This window comes from Intrasporangium sp. (assembly GCF_036566125.1).
Lineage (GTDB): Bacteria > Actinomycetota > Actinomycetes > Actinomycetales > Dermatophilaceae > Intrasporangium.
The window spans coordinates 41759-58907 of the sequence record NZ_DATCWX010000201.1 but is presented as its reverse complement, the minus strand read 5'-3'; the positions used below and the strand labels follow the sequence as shown (position 1 = coordinate 58907).

The window sequence follows — 17149 nt, the reverse complement described above, 5'->3', positions numbered from 1 at the left end:
GCGACGGCGGCCGCCGCTACGCCCGCCGGCGCCTTGCCGTTCAGAGTCTGCTCGTCGAGCGACCCCTCACCGGTGATGACGAGGTCGCCGGGACCGAGAGGGGCCAGAGCCTCGTGGAAGCCGACGAGGTCGAACACGATGTCGATCCCTGGCCGGAGGATGGCCCCGAGAACCGACTGCGCGGAATACCCGACTCCCCCAGCGTCTCCCGCACCCGGCGCCTCGCAGTCACCCGCGCCGGTCGCGTCGTGCACCACCTCGGCGAAGTGGCTCAGGGCTGCATCGAGGGCCACGACATCGTGGGGCGTCGCCCCCTTCTGCGGGCCGTAGACGGCGGCTGCCCCGCGTGGCCCGGTGAGCGGGTTGTCGACGTCGGAGGCGACCGTGAACGTCACGCCCGCCACCCGGTTGCGCAGCGGCGCCAGGTCTATCGCAACGAGGTTGGCTAGCGAGCCTCCCCCGCGCCCAAGCTCGTTTCCGTCCACGTCGAGCAACCGGGCACCGAGTGCCTGGAGCATTCCGGACCCTCCGTCAGTGCTTGCGCTGCCGCCGATGCCGACGACCACCTCGGTACAGCCACGGTCGATCGCCGCTGCGATGACCTCACCGAGGCCGCGGCTCGTGGCACCGAGGGGGTCGGGCCGTCCACCGGGGAGACGGACGAGGCCACACACGTCCGCCATCTCGATGACCGCCGTCGACCCGCGCCGCGCCCAAGCCGACTCGACGAGCTCGCCCGTTGGTCCGGCCGCGGTGACCGGGACCGAGGCGAAGCCGGCCGCCACCGCCGCCGCCACGGTGCCGTCCCCGCCGTCCGCCACCGGGATCGTGATGATCTCGACCGCGTCTCCAACGACCCGTCGGATCCCGGATGTGATCGCCGAGCCGACTGTTGCGGCCGCCAGCGAACCTTTGAACTTGTCCGCGGCGATGAGGACGCGCGTCATGAGATTAGGCTCCTTGTGTCGGTTCCCCTGCTGTCAAACACGATTGGCGTATGCCGCTGAGCTCGCTCCCATGGTGACGCCACCTGCCGCCGGGCCTGGGTGGGTCAGGCGGGGGTGCCACGGCCGGAGAGCCGCTCGACCCCGCGGAGGAGGGCCGAGTGGTCCAACCCGCCGTCGCCGACGGCCCTCGCGGACGCCATGAGCTGTGCGACGAGGGAGCCGAGCGGTACGACGACCCCTGCCTCGCGGGCGGCCGCGGTGACGATGCCCAAGTCCTTGTGGTGCAGGTCGATCCGGAAGCCGGGCTCGAAGCGGCGGGACAGCATGTTGCCTCGCTTCTGGTCCAGCACCTTGGAGCCGGCGAGCCCGCCGCCGAGGACCTCGAGCGCGACCTCGGTGTCGACCCCGAAGGCCTCGAGGAACACGACGGCCTCGGAGAGGGCCTGGATGTTGGCTGCGACGATGAGCTGGTTTGCGGCCTTGACCGTCTGGCCGCATCCGCTGGGCCCGACGTGGACGACCGTCTTGCCGACGGCGTCGAAGACCGGCCTTGCGGCAGCGAAGTCCTCCGCCGTGCCGCCGACCATGATGGACAGGGCAGCGTTCCTGGCACCGGCCTCGCCGCCGGAAACCGGCGCGTCGAGCAGGCGGAAGCCTCGCTGCCGTGCCTGCTCGGCGAGCTCGACGGTGACGTCGGGCCGGATGCTGGAGAAGTCGATGACCAAGGTGCCCGGCTTCGCACTGTCGAACACGCCGCCCTCACCGGCCAGGACGGCATGGACGTCCGGCGAGTCCGGGACCATGACACAGACGACCTCGGCGTCGCAGACCGCGTCGGCGATCGACCCAGCCGCGCGGCCGCCCGCCGCGATGAGCGGCTGAGCCCTGTCTGGCGTCCGGTTGTAGCCGGTGACCTCGTGGCCGGCGTTCAGGAGGTGGACGGCCATGGGGCTCCCCATGATGCCGAGTCCGATGAAGGCGATGGTGCCCATGTTGGGATCTCCTTGCAGGATATGGAGTTTCGGTTGGTCCGGGATCGATTCGAGAACCCGTTCAGTTCGGGGCAGCCGCCCTGTCACCGATCTGCTGCGGCGCGCCGGGCCCGCGGGAGCCAGGCGAGGCTCTCCTCGGTCGTCGTCGACGGCTGGTACTCGAGGCCGACGTAGCCGGTGTAGCCAGCGCGCTCAAGGGCGTCGAGCTGCCGCTGGAGGTCGAGCCGCCCGGTCCCGGGCTCGCGGCGGCCGGGGTGGTCGGCGATCTGCACGTGCGCGACCTTCGCGGCGTGCTCGGCGATGGCGCGGTCGCCATCGTCCCCGTTGTTGGCCAGATGGAACAGATCCAGCAGGAATGCGACGTTCGCGCCACCCGCCTCCCGGGCCCCGTCCACCACGGCAACCGCATCTGCGGCAGTGCGCAGCGGATACGGCTTCGGGCCGCTCACGGGCTCCACGAGAACGGTGCCCCCGATGGCGTCGGCGGCCTTGGCGGCGATGACCAGGCTCTCCAGGCCGAGCTCGTCCTGACGTTGGGGTGTGGCGTCGTCGACCCGGTTGCCGTAGAGGGCGTTGAACGCCCCGGTGCCGAGCCGCTCACCGATGCCGATGGTGACGTCGATGTTGTCGCGGAACTGCTGAGCTCTCCCTGGAATCGAGAGCACCCCGCAGTCCGGGCCGGCGAGGTCGCCTGCGAAGAAGTTGAGGCCAGCCAGGCGGGCACCGCTGTCCTCCACCGCTGTGACGAAGGCGTCCACCTCCCTGTCACCGGGCACCGGTTGGTCCGGCCACGGCCACCAGAACTCGATCGTGTCGAAGCCCGCCGCCGCCGCGGCTCGTGGTCGCTCGAGCAGCGGCACCTCGGTGAACAGCATCGAGCAGTTCGCCAGGTACCTCGTGTGGATCGCCATCGTGCGGGCCTGCTTTCTCTTCCGGGAGTTGGGAACTCAACATTGCTGGGAGTACCGGGGCGCAGCTCGAGGGCCGTGTCCCCGTACGGTGACCACCCTCAGAGCCCGCCGCCGAGGGCTTGCTTGACGACGTTGAAATGGATCCACCGCCTCGCCTCTGGCTCCATGCGGCGGGCGACTCCCTGTAGCGCTGCGCTGTGGCGGGTCACCTGCCCGGGATGGGACGCGCTCATGATCAGCCCGATGGCTGCCACGGCAAAGTCGCTTCCGAGGACGACAGGGACCGCGATAGAGCAGGGGCCATCTTGCGGCTGCTGCATCGTGATGGCGTATCGCCGGGAACGGACCTGCTCCAGCTCGGAGGTCAGCCGGCGCCGGTCGGCTTCGGCGAAACGTGGCTGACCGTCCACCTGGGCGGTCAGATAGGCCTCTCGGGCCCCAGGGAGGTCGAAGGCCAGCAGGGCCAGACCGACGGCCGTTCGGTGCAGCGGGAGGCGATCATCGAGCTTCTTGGCGCGAAGCGCTTGCTCCGGGCCGTACAGCCGATCCCTGATGAGCGCTTGGTCCCCGTCACGGATGGCGAAATGGCAGGCCTCGCCGGTAAGGCGGATCACCTCGACGAGGTGAGCCCGCCCCCCGGCGCGCATCTCGGGGCCGGCGTTGTCGCCCACCTTGCCGAGCAGCCGGCCCACGCGATATCGACCACGACCGTCCTTCTTGAGGGCGCCGCCTTGGACGAGCTCATTGACGAGGCGGTGCGCCGTTGGCATCGTCAATCCAGCACTCTCCGCGATGTGGCTGAGTGTGAGGGTGGACTCGCGGCAGTCGAAGGCGGCAAGGATCGCCAGCACTTTCGCGGTCACCGTGCGCGACGCCTGCTGGGTCACGGCCGACCTCAGGGCGCCTGAACCACGACGTTGGTGACGGGCACCCCGCGCGCCCTCAGGCCCTCTTTGACGAAGTCGCTCAGCGTCTCCGGGGAGATCAGGCACGTGGAGCATTCGTCGTTGCTCCCGGTTTCGTACTCCAGTCTCAGGATGGCGGCAGCCTCCTCATAACCGAGCACACTGATGGTGCCCCCGTCGCGGGCCACCAGCTCGTTCATGGCCCCGACCACTTCGTCGATCTCGGCCTGGCTTGTGGGCATGGTTGTCTCCTTCTGTAGTTATTGGCTTGGCTGCAGCCCGGGGGTGGTTGAGAGGGCGCCGCTGGGGAAGTGGCAGGACACCTGCGTCGGGTCGTCAGCATGCTGGGCTTGGAGCAAGGGCTCCTCCTCCGCGCAGAGGGCTTGTGCTCGCCAGCACCGGGTGCGGAATCGGCATCCGGACGGCGGGTTCACCGGGCTGGGAAGGTCTCCCGTCAGGATCCGACGGGGCCCGGCGGCCTGGCGCTCCGCGCGAGACACGGGCACGGAGCTGATCAGCGCCTCGGTGTACGGGTGCCGTGGCCGCTCGAAAACGTCCGACTCGTCGCCGTATTCCATCATCCGTCCGAGGTACATCACGCCGATCCGGTCGGAGACGTGGCGCACAACTCCGAGGTCGTGCGAGATGAAGATCACCGCCAGGCCCAGTTCAAGCTGCACGTCATGGATCAAGTTGAGGATCTGGGCCTGCACCGACACGTCGAGTGCCGAGACGGGTTCGTCGCAGATGAGCAGCTGCGGCGCCACGGCGACTGCTCGGGCAATACCGATCCGCTGGCGCTGACCACCTGAGAACTGGCCGGGATAGCGGTCGAGGTGCTCGGGCCTGAGCCCGACGAGTTCCAACAGCTCACTTGTCCGGATCCGCCACTTGCTCTTCGGCACGAGGTCGCGGTGGATGGTCCATGGTTCCGCGATGATCTGGCCTACCGTCTTGCGCGGGTTCAGGCTCTCGAAGGGGTCCTGGAAGACGACCTGGACGTGCTTGCGAAACTCCTTGAGCTCCCTTCGCGACATGGCCAGGACGTCCTGGCCCCGGAAGTACACGTGCCCGCTGGTCGGCTCGACGAGCCGCAGCAGCGTCTGGGCAAGTGTGGACTTCCCGCAGCCCGACTCCCCGACCAGGCCGAGGGTCTCTCCCGCAGCAAGGTCGAAGCTCACCCCATCGACCGCCCGCAGGAGTGCTGCGCCGCGGCGCCCGCCCCTGGTGTCATCGACGACGTAGTGCTTGGTGAGGTTCTCGACACGAAGCAGTGGCTCGTCAGACATTGACGTGCTCCTCCAGACTCGGGCGCTCGAGGACTTCTCCACTGCGCCAACAACTGCTCGCTCGGCCGGTCATCACGGCGACCAGCTCCGGGCGTTCGACCCGGCAACGATCTTCAGCGAAGCTGCATCTCGCCGCGAAGGCGCACCCGGACGACGGGCTCATGAGATCTGGCGGCGAGCCGGGGATCGGTGACAACCGAGACCGCTTGTGGCGCGGCCGGGGAATCGACTCCATGAGCCCGCGCGTGTAGGGATGTGCTGGCCGGGTGATCACCTGCTCGGCTCCACCCGTCTCGCACTCACGCCCGGCGTACATGACCAGGATCCGGTCGGCCGATTCGGAGACCAGACCGAGATCATGGGTGATGAGCACCATGCCCATTCCGGTCTCGTCCTGCATCTGCCCCAAGAGGGACATGATCTGGGCCTGAATGGTCACGTCCAGTGCCGTGGTCGGCTCATCGGCGATGAGGACATCGGGCTCCAGGGCCATGGCCATTGCGATGCTCGCGCGCTGCCGCATGCCGCCCGAGAACTCGTGGGGGTAATCCTTGAGCCGAGTCTTCGCCGCCGGAATACCCACCCGATCCAGCAGCTCTGCTGCACGGGCCATGGCGTCGCCGTGCGACATGCCACGGTGCGCCCGAAAGGGTTCGGCGACCTGCCAACCCACGGAGAAGACCGGGTTCAGCGATGAGTTCTGCGCGATGAGTGCAACGTGCTCGCCGCGCATCCGACGCCGCTCCGACTCGGTCAGGGTCAGCAGGTCCTGGCCGAGCAGCAGCACACGGCCGGCAGTCACCGTGGCCGGGGGGGTCGGTAGAATCCCGAGGACTGCTTGGGCGGCAACGGTCTTCCCGGAGCCGCTCTCTCCGACGATCGCCAGCGTCTCGCCACGATGAATGTGGTAGCTCAGGCCGTCCACGGCCGTCACCGCACCGCGTCGGAGCCGGAACTCGACCTTGAGATCACGTACCTCGAGCGCCGGCCGCACGTCGGCTGGGGTGTCGCCCGGACTGGATGTTGCGTCCGTCATGACGTCCTCTCGTTTCATTCCGACTCGGCTGCCTTGCGCACGAGCTCGGCGAGCACATTGGTTGCGACGGCGGTGAGGGTCAGAGCCAGGCCCGGGAAGAGCGCCACCCACCACGCGCTCTCGAGGTAGTTGCGCCCCTCGGCGATGAGGCCACCCCACGTGATGTCAGGCTCGTGCACCCCCAGGCCGAGGAAGCTGAGCGCCGACTCAGCGAGCATGACCATGGCGAACTCCAACGTGGCGAGCGCCACCAAGGGGTTGGCGATGACGGGAATGATCTGCGTGAGCACGATCCGCGCCGACCCGGACCCGAACGCGCGCGAGGCGCGGATGTAGACGCGTTCGCGCACGGCGAGCGTCTCGGCACGGGCGACGCGTGAGTACATCGCGATACGCGCGAGGGCCAGCACCAAAATCAGCGGCACCAGTCCGGTACCCAGGGTGTAGAGCACGATGAGCGCGAGAAGCAGCGATGGGAAGGCGAGCATGACGTCGGCCACGCGCATCACCACCGTGTCGAGTCGACCTCGGAGGAATCCCGAGACCGTGCCGATGATTGAGCCGACGGCAAGCGCCACGAGCACGGCGACGAGGGCGATCAGCAGTGTGGTCCGGGCAGCCACGACCAGGCGTGCCAGGTAGCCGCGCCCGAGTGCATCGCTGCCCAGGACGTACTCCCAGCCATGCTCGGTACTCAGCGGCGGCAGGAAACGCAGCTGCAGCGCTGGTTCGCGCGCCATATCGCCGAGGAACGCCGGGCCAACGGCTGCTGCGAGGACGAGCAGGACGAGCCAGCCCGCAGCGGCACCGCCGAGAGCGTCGCGGCGCAGCTGGTAGCCAACCTTGCGCCACAAGCCATGTGCTTGCCTCACGGGTTCGGCGCCCGATGCCGCCCTCAGGCTGACAGGAGGCCAATCGGCCTCAGCCTCCGTGCCCCGGCGTCGATGGTCTCGGTTGAGCAGTGTCATGCGCTGAGCCTGATCTGTGGGTTCAGTCGCGAGTACGCGACATCGATGAGGAGGTTCATGACGACAATCGCCGCGCCCGTGACCAGCACGACAGCCTGGATGACTGCGAAGTCACGTCCCCTGATGGCCGTGACCATGAGGTTGCCGATCCCGGGCCAGCCGAACACCGTCTCGACGACGAGGGCTCCGTTGACGACCTGCGCGGCGAGGATCCCCGCCATGGTCAGCACCGGGATGGCCGCGTTGCGCAGTGCGTGTTTGTACACGACGGCATGCGGCCCCACGCCCTTGCTCCGGGCGACCCGCACGTAGTCCGAGTCAAGCGCCTCGATCATCGCGGTGCGCACCACCTGGGTCAGGATGCCGGTCGGTCGGAGGGTCAGGGTGAGAAGCGGCAACACCCAGAACTCCCAGCCCCCGATGCCAGAGGTCGGCAACAGGTCGAGGTAGACGGCGAAGAAGGCAATGCCCATGAGCGCGACCCAGAAGTCGGGCACGCTGAGCGCGGTCATCGAGGTGACGCGCGTGGCCGTGTCTCGCACAGATCCACGCCGAGCCGCGCTGGAGGCTCCTGCGACGACAGCCAGCGTCACGACGATCAGCATCGTGAAAAAGGCCAGCTGCAAGGTCGCTGGGAATCGTCCGAGCACGACCCCGAGGGCTGAGTCGCCGTAGAGCAGCGAGTCGCCAAAGTCCAGTCGCAGGATTCCTCCGACATAGTCCAGCAGCTGGAGATACAGCGGCTGGTCAAAGCCGTTCTCCCTGTTGAAGGCGGCGACCCTCTCGGGCGACGCGTCCTCGGGGAGATAGAGCAGAGCCGGGCTTCCGGTGAGTCGAGCCAGCACGAAGACCAGCAGCACCAGGCCGATCAGGCTGAGAGCGCCCTGCCGCGATCGGGTGAGGATGAAACGTGCCACGCCCCTAGACCTCCTTGGCTAGTCGGGTGGGCGGCGGGCGCCCGGGGACCGGACGCCCGCCTGTACTTGCGCTACTTGACGGTGACCTCGGACAGATCGATGCGCTCGCTGCTGGCGAGGTTGGGCTCGTAGGAGGCCCGGTCCGACCGGATGATGGTGTCGGCCATGTAGGCAACGGGAACCAGGGCGACGAGCTCGTCGTGCTCGTAGCTGAAGGCGTCGGACAACAGCTGTGCGCGTTCCTCACCACTCGCCTGGGCAGCCTTCTTGAGCAGTGCGTCGAGCCGGTTGTCGCAGACGGAGCTCTGAGGAGCTTTGCAGCCAAGCTTGCCCTGCAGGCTCACCAGAGCGTCGCCGAGTGAGTTGCCATGCGCGTTGAGGACAACGGCCGGTCCGAACGTGGGGTCGTTCGCGGATCCCAACCTGGTTCGCATCGCTTCGTTCTCGAGAAGCTGAGTGGACGCGTTGAAGCCGGCGGCCTTCAACATCGCGACGATGGTGTCGGGCACCTCGGAACCGTTGGAGCTGCGCATCCCGGCCCACCCGACGACCTTGAAGGGCGTATCCGTCTTGACCCCGTCGGCACGAGCCTCGGCCAGCAGGGCCTGGGCCCCGGCGAGGTCGTACTCGGTGGTGACATGGTCCGGATAGCCGACCGTCTGCGGTATGACGATGGCGTTGGCGGGCTCGCCCAAGCCTCCATACACGTTCTGCACAAACGTCTTGCGGTCGATGGCCAGGCTCAGCGCGCGCCGGACCCGCAGGTCGTCAAAAGGCGGCAGCTTCGTGTCGATCCGGAAGTAGATCGTCTCTCCGACGGTGAAGTTGACGGCGCCGTGTGCCTTGGCGTCCTGGCTCGCGATCATGCTGGCGATGTCGACTTCGCCCGCTGCAGCCATGGCCGACCGCACTGAGCTCTCCACCCGGATGGGGTACACGACCTTGTCGAAGTTCGCCGGCTTGCCCCAGTACTTCTCGAAGCGCGAGATCTGGACGTCCGCGCTGGGGTTGTACTCGACAAACTGATATGGCCCGGTGCCGATGGGAGTCTGGGTCTTCTGCTTGGCGTCCGATCCGACGAAACCGATCATGACGAAGGCCAGGCGACGCGGCAGGATCGTGTCAGGGCTGGAGGTCTTGATGGTGACCGTCCGGGCATCGACGGCTTCCGCTTTCTGGACGTTGTCGTCGAGGACCGAGCCGTAGAGCCAGCACTCCAGGTCCGGGTTGAGCACCCGGTTGATCCAGTCGGCGACAGCCTGGGCGGTGAGGGGCTGTCCATTGTGGAAGGTCACACCATCCCGCAGGGTGAACTGCCACGTCACCGGATCGACCGCCTTCCAGGACTCGGCCAGCCTGGGCTTGAGCTCCATGGTCTTGAAGTCGAGGTCGACGAGCGGCTCGCCGACGTTCTCGACCATGAACATGCCGTTGCGCGCGGAGCTCGAGTCACACAAGTCCATGCTCAACGGCTCATAGGCGACCGCGACCCGCAAGGTCCGGCCGTCGCCGGACTCGTCGGCAGCTGTGCTGCCAGCGCATCCTGCGAGGCCGAGCAGTGCTGCGGTGATCGATGCGGTGAGGATGTAGGCAGACGGGCGGCGGGTGGTGCGTGTCCGGGCCATCGCTCGAGAGGTCATTTCGTCGCTCCTTGCGCGCCGAGCTGGGTGTTTGAGGGGTTGGGATCACCAGCAGGTCGCGGTGTCCTGGTGATCGGCTCGCTGTTCGGCTTCTGGCGAGTTGGCATCAACAGGTCCTTGGCTCGCACGGAGCCGACAACGACGATCGAGTACCATTCGGGCTTCTCGATCACGGGGAGGGTCATGCGGCTGGCGGCCTCGTCCGACAGGCTGAAGAGCCAGTCCCACTCGGGCTTGATCTTGCCGTCCCGGTGCAGCTTCCGAACCGGCTCGATCATCCGGGCGACCGGTTCGCTGCCGAGGTGGAACATGAGCTTCTCCAGGCCCACCTTGGAGAAGCCGCCATCCATGGCCAGCGGCTGGGCGTGGGGCGGGGCCAGGAAGAGCAGGCGTCCCAGTCCACTCTCTCCACTGCCGCCGAGGTTGGTGAAGTATCCGCTGCTGTTGTTGCCGCCGCTGAACGAGGCGATTGAGCGAGCCAGCTGTTGCGCATCCGTGTGTCCCTGGATGGAGATGTCCCATTCGCCAGCCGTCCAGAAGACCGTTGCGACATCCTCGTCCGCCCTGAATCCGCGCGACACGTGGTATGGCTCCCAGGGAGACTCGTCCTCGTTCTCGGCCACGACGACGATGTGCTTGCGGGTGCTGCCGATGGTGTCGAGGTCCATGACGCCCGGGTACCACGAGCCGATGTTCTTGAGGCAGAAGACCACGGCACGACTGATCCGGATGTTGACCTCGTTCTGCCGACCGGGACCGAGGCAGGAACGACCACCGTTGATTCCGAGCCGCTTGGCGATCGGCCCGTTGACGAGGATGAGCGGTGCGTAGGCGCTGGTCGACATCAGTGCACCGCGGGGCACCGGACGGATGTTGGCGATGGCTCGAAGGGCGGCCATGACGACCGGCATCTCCTCGGGCCGGCAGCCGGCCATCGCAGCGTTGATGGCGACCTTCTCGACGGTGGCCTCGCCGTTGCCCGGGGGGAGCATGCACACCACGTCGCCAGGGTTGCCGTCGACCCCTGCGATCAGTGCATCCACCGCCGACCGCGTCGGTGGCCACAGCGGATAGCCGTCACCCCAGTCGCGGCTGAGGAAGTCCCGGTTGAATTCCAGCATGAGTGAGGTCGGGTCAGCGGCCGAGTAGGACCACAGAGGGAGGGGTTGGTTGTCCCCACCCAGTCCCGTCAGGCTGTCGCTCACGGTGAGCCGTGCCACGATGTCCTCCACGACCGGGTCGGTCTGCGCAGCGGCCTCCCCCTCGTTGAGGTTGTTGTAGACCTGTGGGACGACGACGTAGAAGGGATCGGGCATGGCGAACGCCCGTGCGCTGACCTCGACGTCATGCTCGAAGCCGTGCGAGGCGATGATGACGGTCGGGAGGCCCTTGCGTTCGATCTGGACGCAGTCATGGGTCATCCAGGAGGTGCAGGAGCCACAGTCGGCCGTGCACCCGATGGCGGCGTCACATTCGCTGACGAGCTCATCGAGCAGCTCCGGAGGGCAGGGCATCGAGCCGCTGTAGAACTTGAACTTGACATCGGTGTACCGCTCGGCGATCAGCTCGGCCGTCCGGCGAAGGGCAACGTCTCCATTCGCCTTGCCGTTCCACAGCAGGCCGATGGTCTTGCCCTCGAGGCCGTCGAGCCGAGGGGCCGTCTTGGCCGGAGGACCACCATGGTTGTCGGGGCGAGGATCGAGGACATCGACGCCGATGAACCCTTGGGAGGCTGTCATAGCCTGCACCTCTACTTCCTGCCGGGCGCCTGGGGCGCTTGGCGAGTTCCCACTGAACGCCGGGCGCGTTCGATGCCGGGAGTCAAGTCCGCGAATGGGCGCCATCACTACCGGAGATTTCCGTTCACCGGAAGTGACGTGACGGCATCTGGAACGTCGGTGGCACTCCTGCTGGGTTCCGGAGAACGGAAGTTGCTGCTCGTCCGGCCCCCATGGCAGCCCTAGCCTCGCCGGAGCGCCAGCCAACACCGCCGACGCCTCCGCCAGCTCAGGAAGAGAACCATGACGACACCTACCCGCCGCCTCGCCATCGTCGGATCCGGCCCCGCGGGATACACCGCAGGGCTCTACGCTGCCCGAGCCGACCTGAAACCTGTTCTCTTCGAAGGATCCATCGCGGCCGGTGGCGCACTCATGGCCACGACCATCGTCGAGAACTTCCCGGGCCAGCCGCAAGGCGTCAAGGGTCCCGAGCTCATGGCCTCGCTGCGCCGGCAGGCGGAACAGTTCGGGTGCCTGCTGCTACCCCAGGACGTGACTGCCGTCGAGCTGACCGGGCGCACGAAGTGCTTGGAGACGGACGATGGCGGACAACACACATTCGATGCCGTGATTCTTGCCACGGGTGCGTCTCACCGACGCCTCGGACTCGAACACGAGGAGCGGCTCACGGGGCGCGGAGTCTCCACATGCGCCACGTGTGACGGCGCATTCTTCCGCGGACTCCCCGTGGCAGTTGTCGGTGGCGGCGACTCGGCGATGGAGGAGGCTCTGTTCCTGACCAAGTTCGCCTCGTCCGTCACCCTGATTCACCGCGGCTCCAGACTGCGCGGCTCCAAGATTTTGCAGGCCAGGCTCTTGGGACGGCCAGGGATCACCGTGCGCTGGAACACTGAGGTGAGCGAACTGGGTGGCGGCGACCGACTGGAATCCATCCGGGTCACGAACAACGTCACGCACCAATGCGAGGAGCTCGATGCCGCAGGGCTCTTCGTCGCGATCGGACATACGCCGAACAGTGCCCTGGTCCGCGGGCAGCTGCCGTTGGACGCCGATGGGTACGTCCAGGTAGATCACCCTGGCACCACCACGGCGGTGCCAGGGGTGTTCGCGTGCGGCGACCTCGTGGACCGCACGTATCGTCAGGCGATCACGGCCGCAGGATCTGGCTGCGCAGCCGCTCTGGACGCCGACGCCTACCTCTCCGGGCTCCCGGAGGCCCGAGAGGCGCATTCGCCAGCGCGGGATGACTCCGGCTCAACACCTGCCCGCGTGGGCAGGTCCACGACGGCGCGCTACGGGGAGCCGCACTCGGACGGCTCGGTGAGCGACGACCAGCTCAGCGCCCTGCTGAGCTCGAGCCCGGAACCCGTGCTGGTCGACTTCTGGGCAGACAACTGCTCGGCCTGCCGCCTGATGAATCCCGTGCTGGAGGAGATCGGGCACCGTTACCAAGGTCGGATGCGTGTCCTCAAGGTCAACGTCGACCAGTACCCGGCTGCCGCTCGAGCACACGACGTCGCATCGTCCCCGACGCTCAAGCTCTTCGTCGGTGGTCAGTCGGTCCACACCGTGGTGGGGGCCACCCCGGCCCGGGCGCTTGTCACCGCACTCGACCTCCATCTCCAATGAGCAGTTCAGCGACGTCAAGACTAAGCTCGCGGGCACTGCTCGAGCTGGTGTTGGATGCGGGCTCATGGCGATCGTGGGATAGCGAACCGGGCGAGCCTGCAGCGCCCGGCACGGCCTACGCAGGGCAGCTCGCGGCGGCGCGTCAGCAGTCCGGCACGGACGAGTCAGTCCTCACCGGAGAAGGAAGGCTTGCTGGTCGTGCGGTAGCCGTCATCGTCGGCGAGTTCCGATTTCTGGCAGGGTCGGTCGGTCATGCGGCATCATCACGGATCGTCGATGCGGTGCGACGAGCGACCCGGGAGGGTTTGCCACTGTTCGCGGCCCCGACGTCCGGGGGCACCCGCATGCAAGAGGGCACGCCGGCCTTTCTGGGCATGGTGAAGATCACAGCCGCCATCACCGCTCACAAGAACGCCGGGCTGCCCTACATCGTGTACCTGCGTCACCCGACGACGGGTGGTGTCCTCGCCTCTTGGGGATCCCTGGGCCATTTCACCGCGGCGGAGCCCGGAGCCCTCGTGGGGTTCCTCGGGCCGCGCGTCTACGAGGCACTCCACGGCGAACGCTTTCCCGAAGGCGTACAGACGTCGGAGAACCTCTACCGGAAGGGACTCATCGACGCTGTGATCCCTGTCGAGCAGGTTGGAACTGTGGCAAGAATGGTTCTCGAGGTTCTGATGGTGGCTGGGGACGTTCCGGCGGCGCAGGAGAACCTGCCGCCGGATGACGTCGCCGATGTACCGGCGTGGGAGTCGATCCAACGATCCCGACGTGCCGAGCGTCCAGGTATCCGTGAGCTCCTGAAACATGGTGCCGATATCGTCATCCCGCTGAGGGGAACCGGCGTGGGTGAGCGGGACGACACGATCCTGATGTGCCTTGCGCGTTTCGGCTCGACCTCTGCTCTGGTGATCGGGCACGACCGGCGGCACCAGAGCAGCACGTCTGCGCTTGGGCCGGCCGGGCTGCGCGCCGCCCGCCGCGGGATGCGCTTGGCCGACGAACTGCGGCTGCCGGTCGTCAGTGTCATCGACACGCCCGGTGCTCAGCTGACACCAGCCGCCGAGGAGGGCGGTCTTGCTGCGGAGATCGCACGCTGCCTGTCAGACCTGGTCGGGCTGAAGGCGCCGACGCTCTGCCTGATGATCGGTCAAGGGAGCGGCGGTGGCGCTCTGGCGCTGTTGCCTGCTGACCGAGTGGTGGCGGCCGAGCACGCCTGGTTGTCCCCCCTCCCGCCGGAGGGCGCCGCCGCGATCCTCCATCGTGACACCAGCCACGCCGCGGACGTCGCCGAGGCGCAGATGGTCGCGGCGCGCCACCTGCTCAGGTTGGGGATCGTCGACAGAGTGGTGTCCGAGCCGGTCGACCCGTCGGATGCACCCCATGAGTTCTGCCGCCGAATGGCCCGGGTGCTTCAGCATGAGATCGAGGGCCTCAAGCGTATGGAGCCGGACAAGCGCCTCGCTGCGCGGATGAGCCGCTACGACGCACTGGGATGAGCGAGCGGGCTGTGTGCGCATCCGTTCCCGTTCCGTGCCGCCGGGGTTCTGGCGTGGGAACCTGGCCCCCGCTCAGGGGGTCGTGAGCGCTGCGGTCCACCCGAGGCGGTGAGAGCGACCGCGACTGCAGCGGTCAGCGAACGGAGGAAGATCGCGAAACCCACCCCACGTTCAGCACCCAGGCCGCGACCTGGAAGACGGGCGCTCATCTCGCAACCTCGGCTTCCACCCGCTCCGCGGACCGTCCGTCTCGCCCCGGGGTTCGTCCCCGGGGAATCGAGCACACACATGCCCGCCCGCGGCGGACAGAGGTAACCCTGCCCTTGTGTTCACTCGCCCTCGATGCGCAGGCTCTGGAGCGCCGTGAGCAACAAGTGATCAAGGGCAGGGTAGTTGTCGGCCGGCGTCGTGGCCGTTGCGGTGTACCCGCGGCCGTTCATGGCGTAGTAGAGCTGAACCTGGGTCACGGGCTCGCCGTCCGGGGGCGCCCAGCTGAAGCTCCTCATGACGCCGGGCCGACCTCCCAGAACGTCTCGCTCCTCGACCCAGTGCTCCGTGTAGCCCGGAAACTCCTTGCGCAACCGGTCGCCTTGGATCCCCGCGTACTGACTGGTGTCCGTGCTCGGATCGAGCGGTTCTGCGGAGGCGATCACGTTCGCCTTGCCGTCGGCGGCAAGCAGGGTGATGCTCTCCTTCACAAACCAACCCTCCGGAACCAGCGAAGAGATACTCCCTCGGAACCTCGTCACCTTGCCCTCCTTCTCCGCATCCTCCAAGAGCTGATCCAGCACGTCACGAGCCGCCGGCGAGTGACCACCCTTGCTCGCTAGCTGTCCGTACATCCGGACCAGGAACCAGAGCGACCACGCCGCGAGGGCATCGTCCTTGAACAGGTCCAGCGCGGAGCGCCAGTGCTCGCGCGCCAATGGAGCGTCGCCGCGCAGGGCCGCAAGAAACCCAATCCGGACCTCGGCGTCGAAGTCGTCGAGGTGCGTGTCAGTCGTGGTGCGAGCGAAACCGAGCGCTCGTTCATACTCCGCGAGCGCCGCATCAATGTCGGACGCGAGCAACGCCCGGTCGCCGGAGCGCGTCAGGGCGCGTGACACGGCACCGTTCATCTCCATGACGGTCTCGGGGTCGCCTGCCCCATGGAGTAGGTGGGACTCGAGCAGGTCAAGGAACGGTCGTTGCTCTGCCACGTCGCCGACGTCCGCCACAGCGTCGGCGATGCCGATGAGCCGGAAGACCGCCGGCCGATCGAGCGCAGGGGTTCTGCGCACGATGTCCAAGGCCTGGATCGCCTCATTCATGGCCGCCGCGAGATCAAGTACGTGCAGGTTCAGCCGCATCAACGCGACGCGGCTCTGTGCGACCCGGTAATGGTGGGGACCCAGATTCGTCTCGTCGACATTGAGGGCCGTTTGCAGAGCGGTGCGTGCCTCGTCTGTGCGGCCACTGACCGTGAGGGTTGCACCCAGGAGTCGCAGCCCATCGGCGGTGAACTGGTGATGCGCTCCGTATCGACGGTGGAACCTCTCGCTGAGTTGCTTGCTGCCTTCGGCCGCGGGGACCTCTCCGCGCAGTATGTCCAGCAATAGACGAGAGTCCTCGACGTCGTCCCCGAAACCGCGGAGGCGTGACTTGATATCTATCGAGTACTGGAGGAAACGAGAGGCACGGTGGAGGTCACCGGCCTCCAGCAGCACGGCGAACAGGTTCTCCAGCACCTCCAAGGTGTTGATGTCCTCGACGCCCAGTGTCGTCTGGAACATCTGCAACGATTCCTCGAGCAGGTGAAGAGCGTCGCCGAGATTGCCCCGATCCTGCTCGATGACCCCGCGAGTTCTCAGGTCGGCCGCTACGTCCGCATCGGGCGTCGTATCCGGAGTCAGGGTTTCCGCGCCCGCTTCCATCTGCGACTTCGCAGGGTCGACCGGTTTCTGACCGAACGACGCTGTGACAGCCAGGCGGCGGTGTCGGTCGTGTGCTCGCTGCGCGAACTCGAGTGCACGGGTGAACTCCCCCAGGCGCCGGTGCGTGTCGGCCAGGTCATTCCAGATGGTTGCCTCCAGCCGTCCTCCAGGCTCTACCTGTTCCACGAGCGACTGGGCACGCTGGAGACTGACGCGAGCGCCCTCGAGCTGGCCCTGCATCATTTGGAACCTCGCGACGGCCAGGCGAAGACGGGCGGTGAGGTGCTGCTCGACAGAGAGGGTTTCGAGATGCCCAGCTGCCACTATCGCGTGCCGGACGGTCCGGGCACCCCAGCTCCACTGGTCGACCAGGCGGGCATCCGGCATCGCCTCGTGCACCAGGAGGGCGGCGCTGCGCGCGAAGTGCTTCCGTGCGGCTGGCTCGAGAAGCTGTGCGACCGCTTCCTGGCGATTGCGATGGATGAAGACGCCGGATCCGTCGAACTTGATCAGAGCCTTCTCGACAAGTGTCGACAATGCGGTCATCAGGACAGCCCTGTCATTGGCCCATCCGCCGACGTCACGGTCGAGCTGTCCGTCCTCTGTCCGCAGCATGCGTCGAGGAATGTCTTCGGCGCCGAGAAAGGCCAGCACGTTCAGCAGCCCGACAGCGGCGGGGTCGACTGCCTCCATCTCCTTGACGGCCATCGCCACCTGAGCGGCGACGCTGCTCTCCGCTTCTGCCGAGCGAACAGTCATGA

Annotated in this window: 14 protein-coding genes; 2 read left to right on the top strand and 12 right to left on the bottom strand. The window is 67.2% G+C overall.

The genetic code is table 11. From position 1 onward, the window contains the following. The 11 genes from VIR15_RS12600 to VIR15_RS12550 form a co-directional block, all read right to left on the bottom strand. Positions 1-947, bottom strand: a 947-nt coding sequence (locus VIR15_RS12600) for a glycerate kinase (RefSeq protein WP_331928112.1), incomplete at its 3' end; no start/stop codon positions are given. Positions 948-1051: 104 nt separating this feature from the next. Then, a complete protein-coding gene (locus tag VIR15_RS12595) occupies positions 1052-1939 on the bottom strand; it encodes a 2-hydroxy-3-oxopropionate reductase (RefSeq protein WP_331928110.1) in 888 nt (295 codons plus the stop codon). A gap of 83 nt (positions 1940-2022) precedes the next feature. Then, on the bottom strand, positions 2023-2850 hold the full coding sequence (locus VIR15_RS12590) for a hydroxypyruvate isomerase family protein (protein WP_331928108.1): 828 nt from the start codon (positions 2848-2850) through the stop codon (positions 2023-2025). Positions 2851-2948: 98 nt separating this feature from the next. Next, complete coding sequence (locus tag VIR15_RS12585; RefSeq protein ID WP_331928106.1) at positions 2949-3737, bottom strand: IclR family transcriptional regulator; 789 nt, start codon at positions 3735-3737, stop codon at positions 2949-2951. An 8-nt stretch (positions 3738-3745) separates the two neighbouring features. Then, positions 3746-3997, bottom strand: coding sequence for a NifU family protein (locus tag VIR15_RS12580; protein WP_331928104.1), 252 nt, complete (start codon positions 3995-3997; stop codon positions 3746-3748). Between the two features lie 18 nt (positions 3998-4015). Further along, positions 4016-5044, bottom strand: a complete 1029-nt coding sequence (locus VIR15_RS12575) for an ABC transporter ATP-binding protein (protein ID WP_331928102.1) — start codon at positions 5042-5044, stop codon at positions 4016-4018. Then, on the bottom strand, positions 5037-6080 hold the full coding sequence (locus VIR15_RS12570) for an ABC transporter ATP-binding protein (RefSeq protein ID WP_331928100.1): 1044 nt from the start codon (positions 6078-6080) through the stop codon (positions 5037-5039). The genes VIR15_RS12575 and VIR15_RS12570 overlap by 8 nt, the downstream gene beginning before the upstream one ends. Before the next feature lie 14 nt (positions 6081-6094). After that, entirely contained in the window at positions 6095-6934 is an 840-nt protein-coding gene (locus VIR15_RS12565) for an ABC transporter permease (protein WP_331928098.1), read from the bottom strand. A 110-nt stretch (positions 6935-7044) separates the two neighbouring features. Further along, positions 7045-7965: an ABC transporter permease gene (locus VIR15_RS12560; RefSeq protein WP_331928096.1), complete on the bottom strand. Its 921-nt coding sequence runs from the start codon at positions 7963-7965 to the stop codon at positions 7045-7047. A gap of 71 nt (positions 7966-8036) precedes the next feature. Further along, positions 8037-9605, bottom strand: coding sequence for an ABC transporter substrate-binding protein (locus tag VIR15_RS12555; RefSeq protein WP_331928094.1), 1569 nt, complete (start codon positions 9603-9605; stop codon positions 8037-8039). Then, positions 9602-11344 (bottom strand): UGSC family (seleno)protein, encoded by a 1743-nt coding sequence (locus VIR15_RS12550; protein WP_331928092.1) that lies wholly within the window; start codon positions 11342-11344, stop codon positions 9602-9604. Before VIR15_RS12550 ends, VIR15_RS12555 begins: the two co-directional genes overlap by 4 nt. Positions 11345-11626: 282 nt before the next feature. On the opposite strand from VIR15_RS12550, the gene trxB reads away from it, so the two are divergent. Both trxB and VIR15_RS12540 read left to right on the top strand, forming a co-directional pair. Beyond that, on the top strand, positions 11627-12976 hold the full coding sequence (gene trxB / locus VIR15_RS12545) for a thioredoxin-disulfide reductase (protein WP_331928090.1): 1350 nt from the start codon (positions 11627-11629) through the stop codon (positions 12974-12976). Beyond that, the gene (locus VIR15_RS12540) at positions 12973-14475 is read left to right on the top strand and encodes a carboxyl transferase domain-containing protein (protein ID WP_331928088.1); all 1503 of its coding nucleotides are present in this window, start codon (positions 12973-12975) and stop codon (positions 14473-14475) included. The genes trxB and VIR15_RS12540 overlap by 4 nt, the downstream gene beginning before the upstream one ends. Before the next feature lie 329 nt (positions 14476-14804). On the opposite strand, the gene VIR15_RS12535 is transcribed toward VIR15_RS12540, so the two are convergent. Beyond that, positions 14805-17147: a tetratricopeptide repeat protein gene (locus VIR15_RS12535; RefSeq protein WP_331928086.1), complete on the bottom strand. Its 2343-nt coding sequence runs from the start codon at positions 17145-17147 to the stop codon at positions 14805-14807. Between the last annotated feature and the right edge of the window lie 2 nt (positions 17148-17149).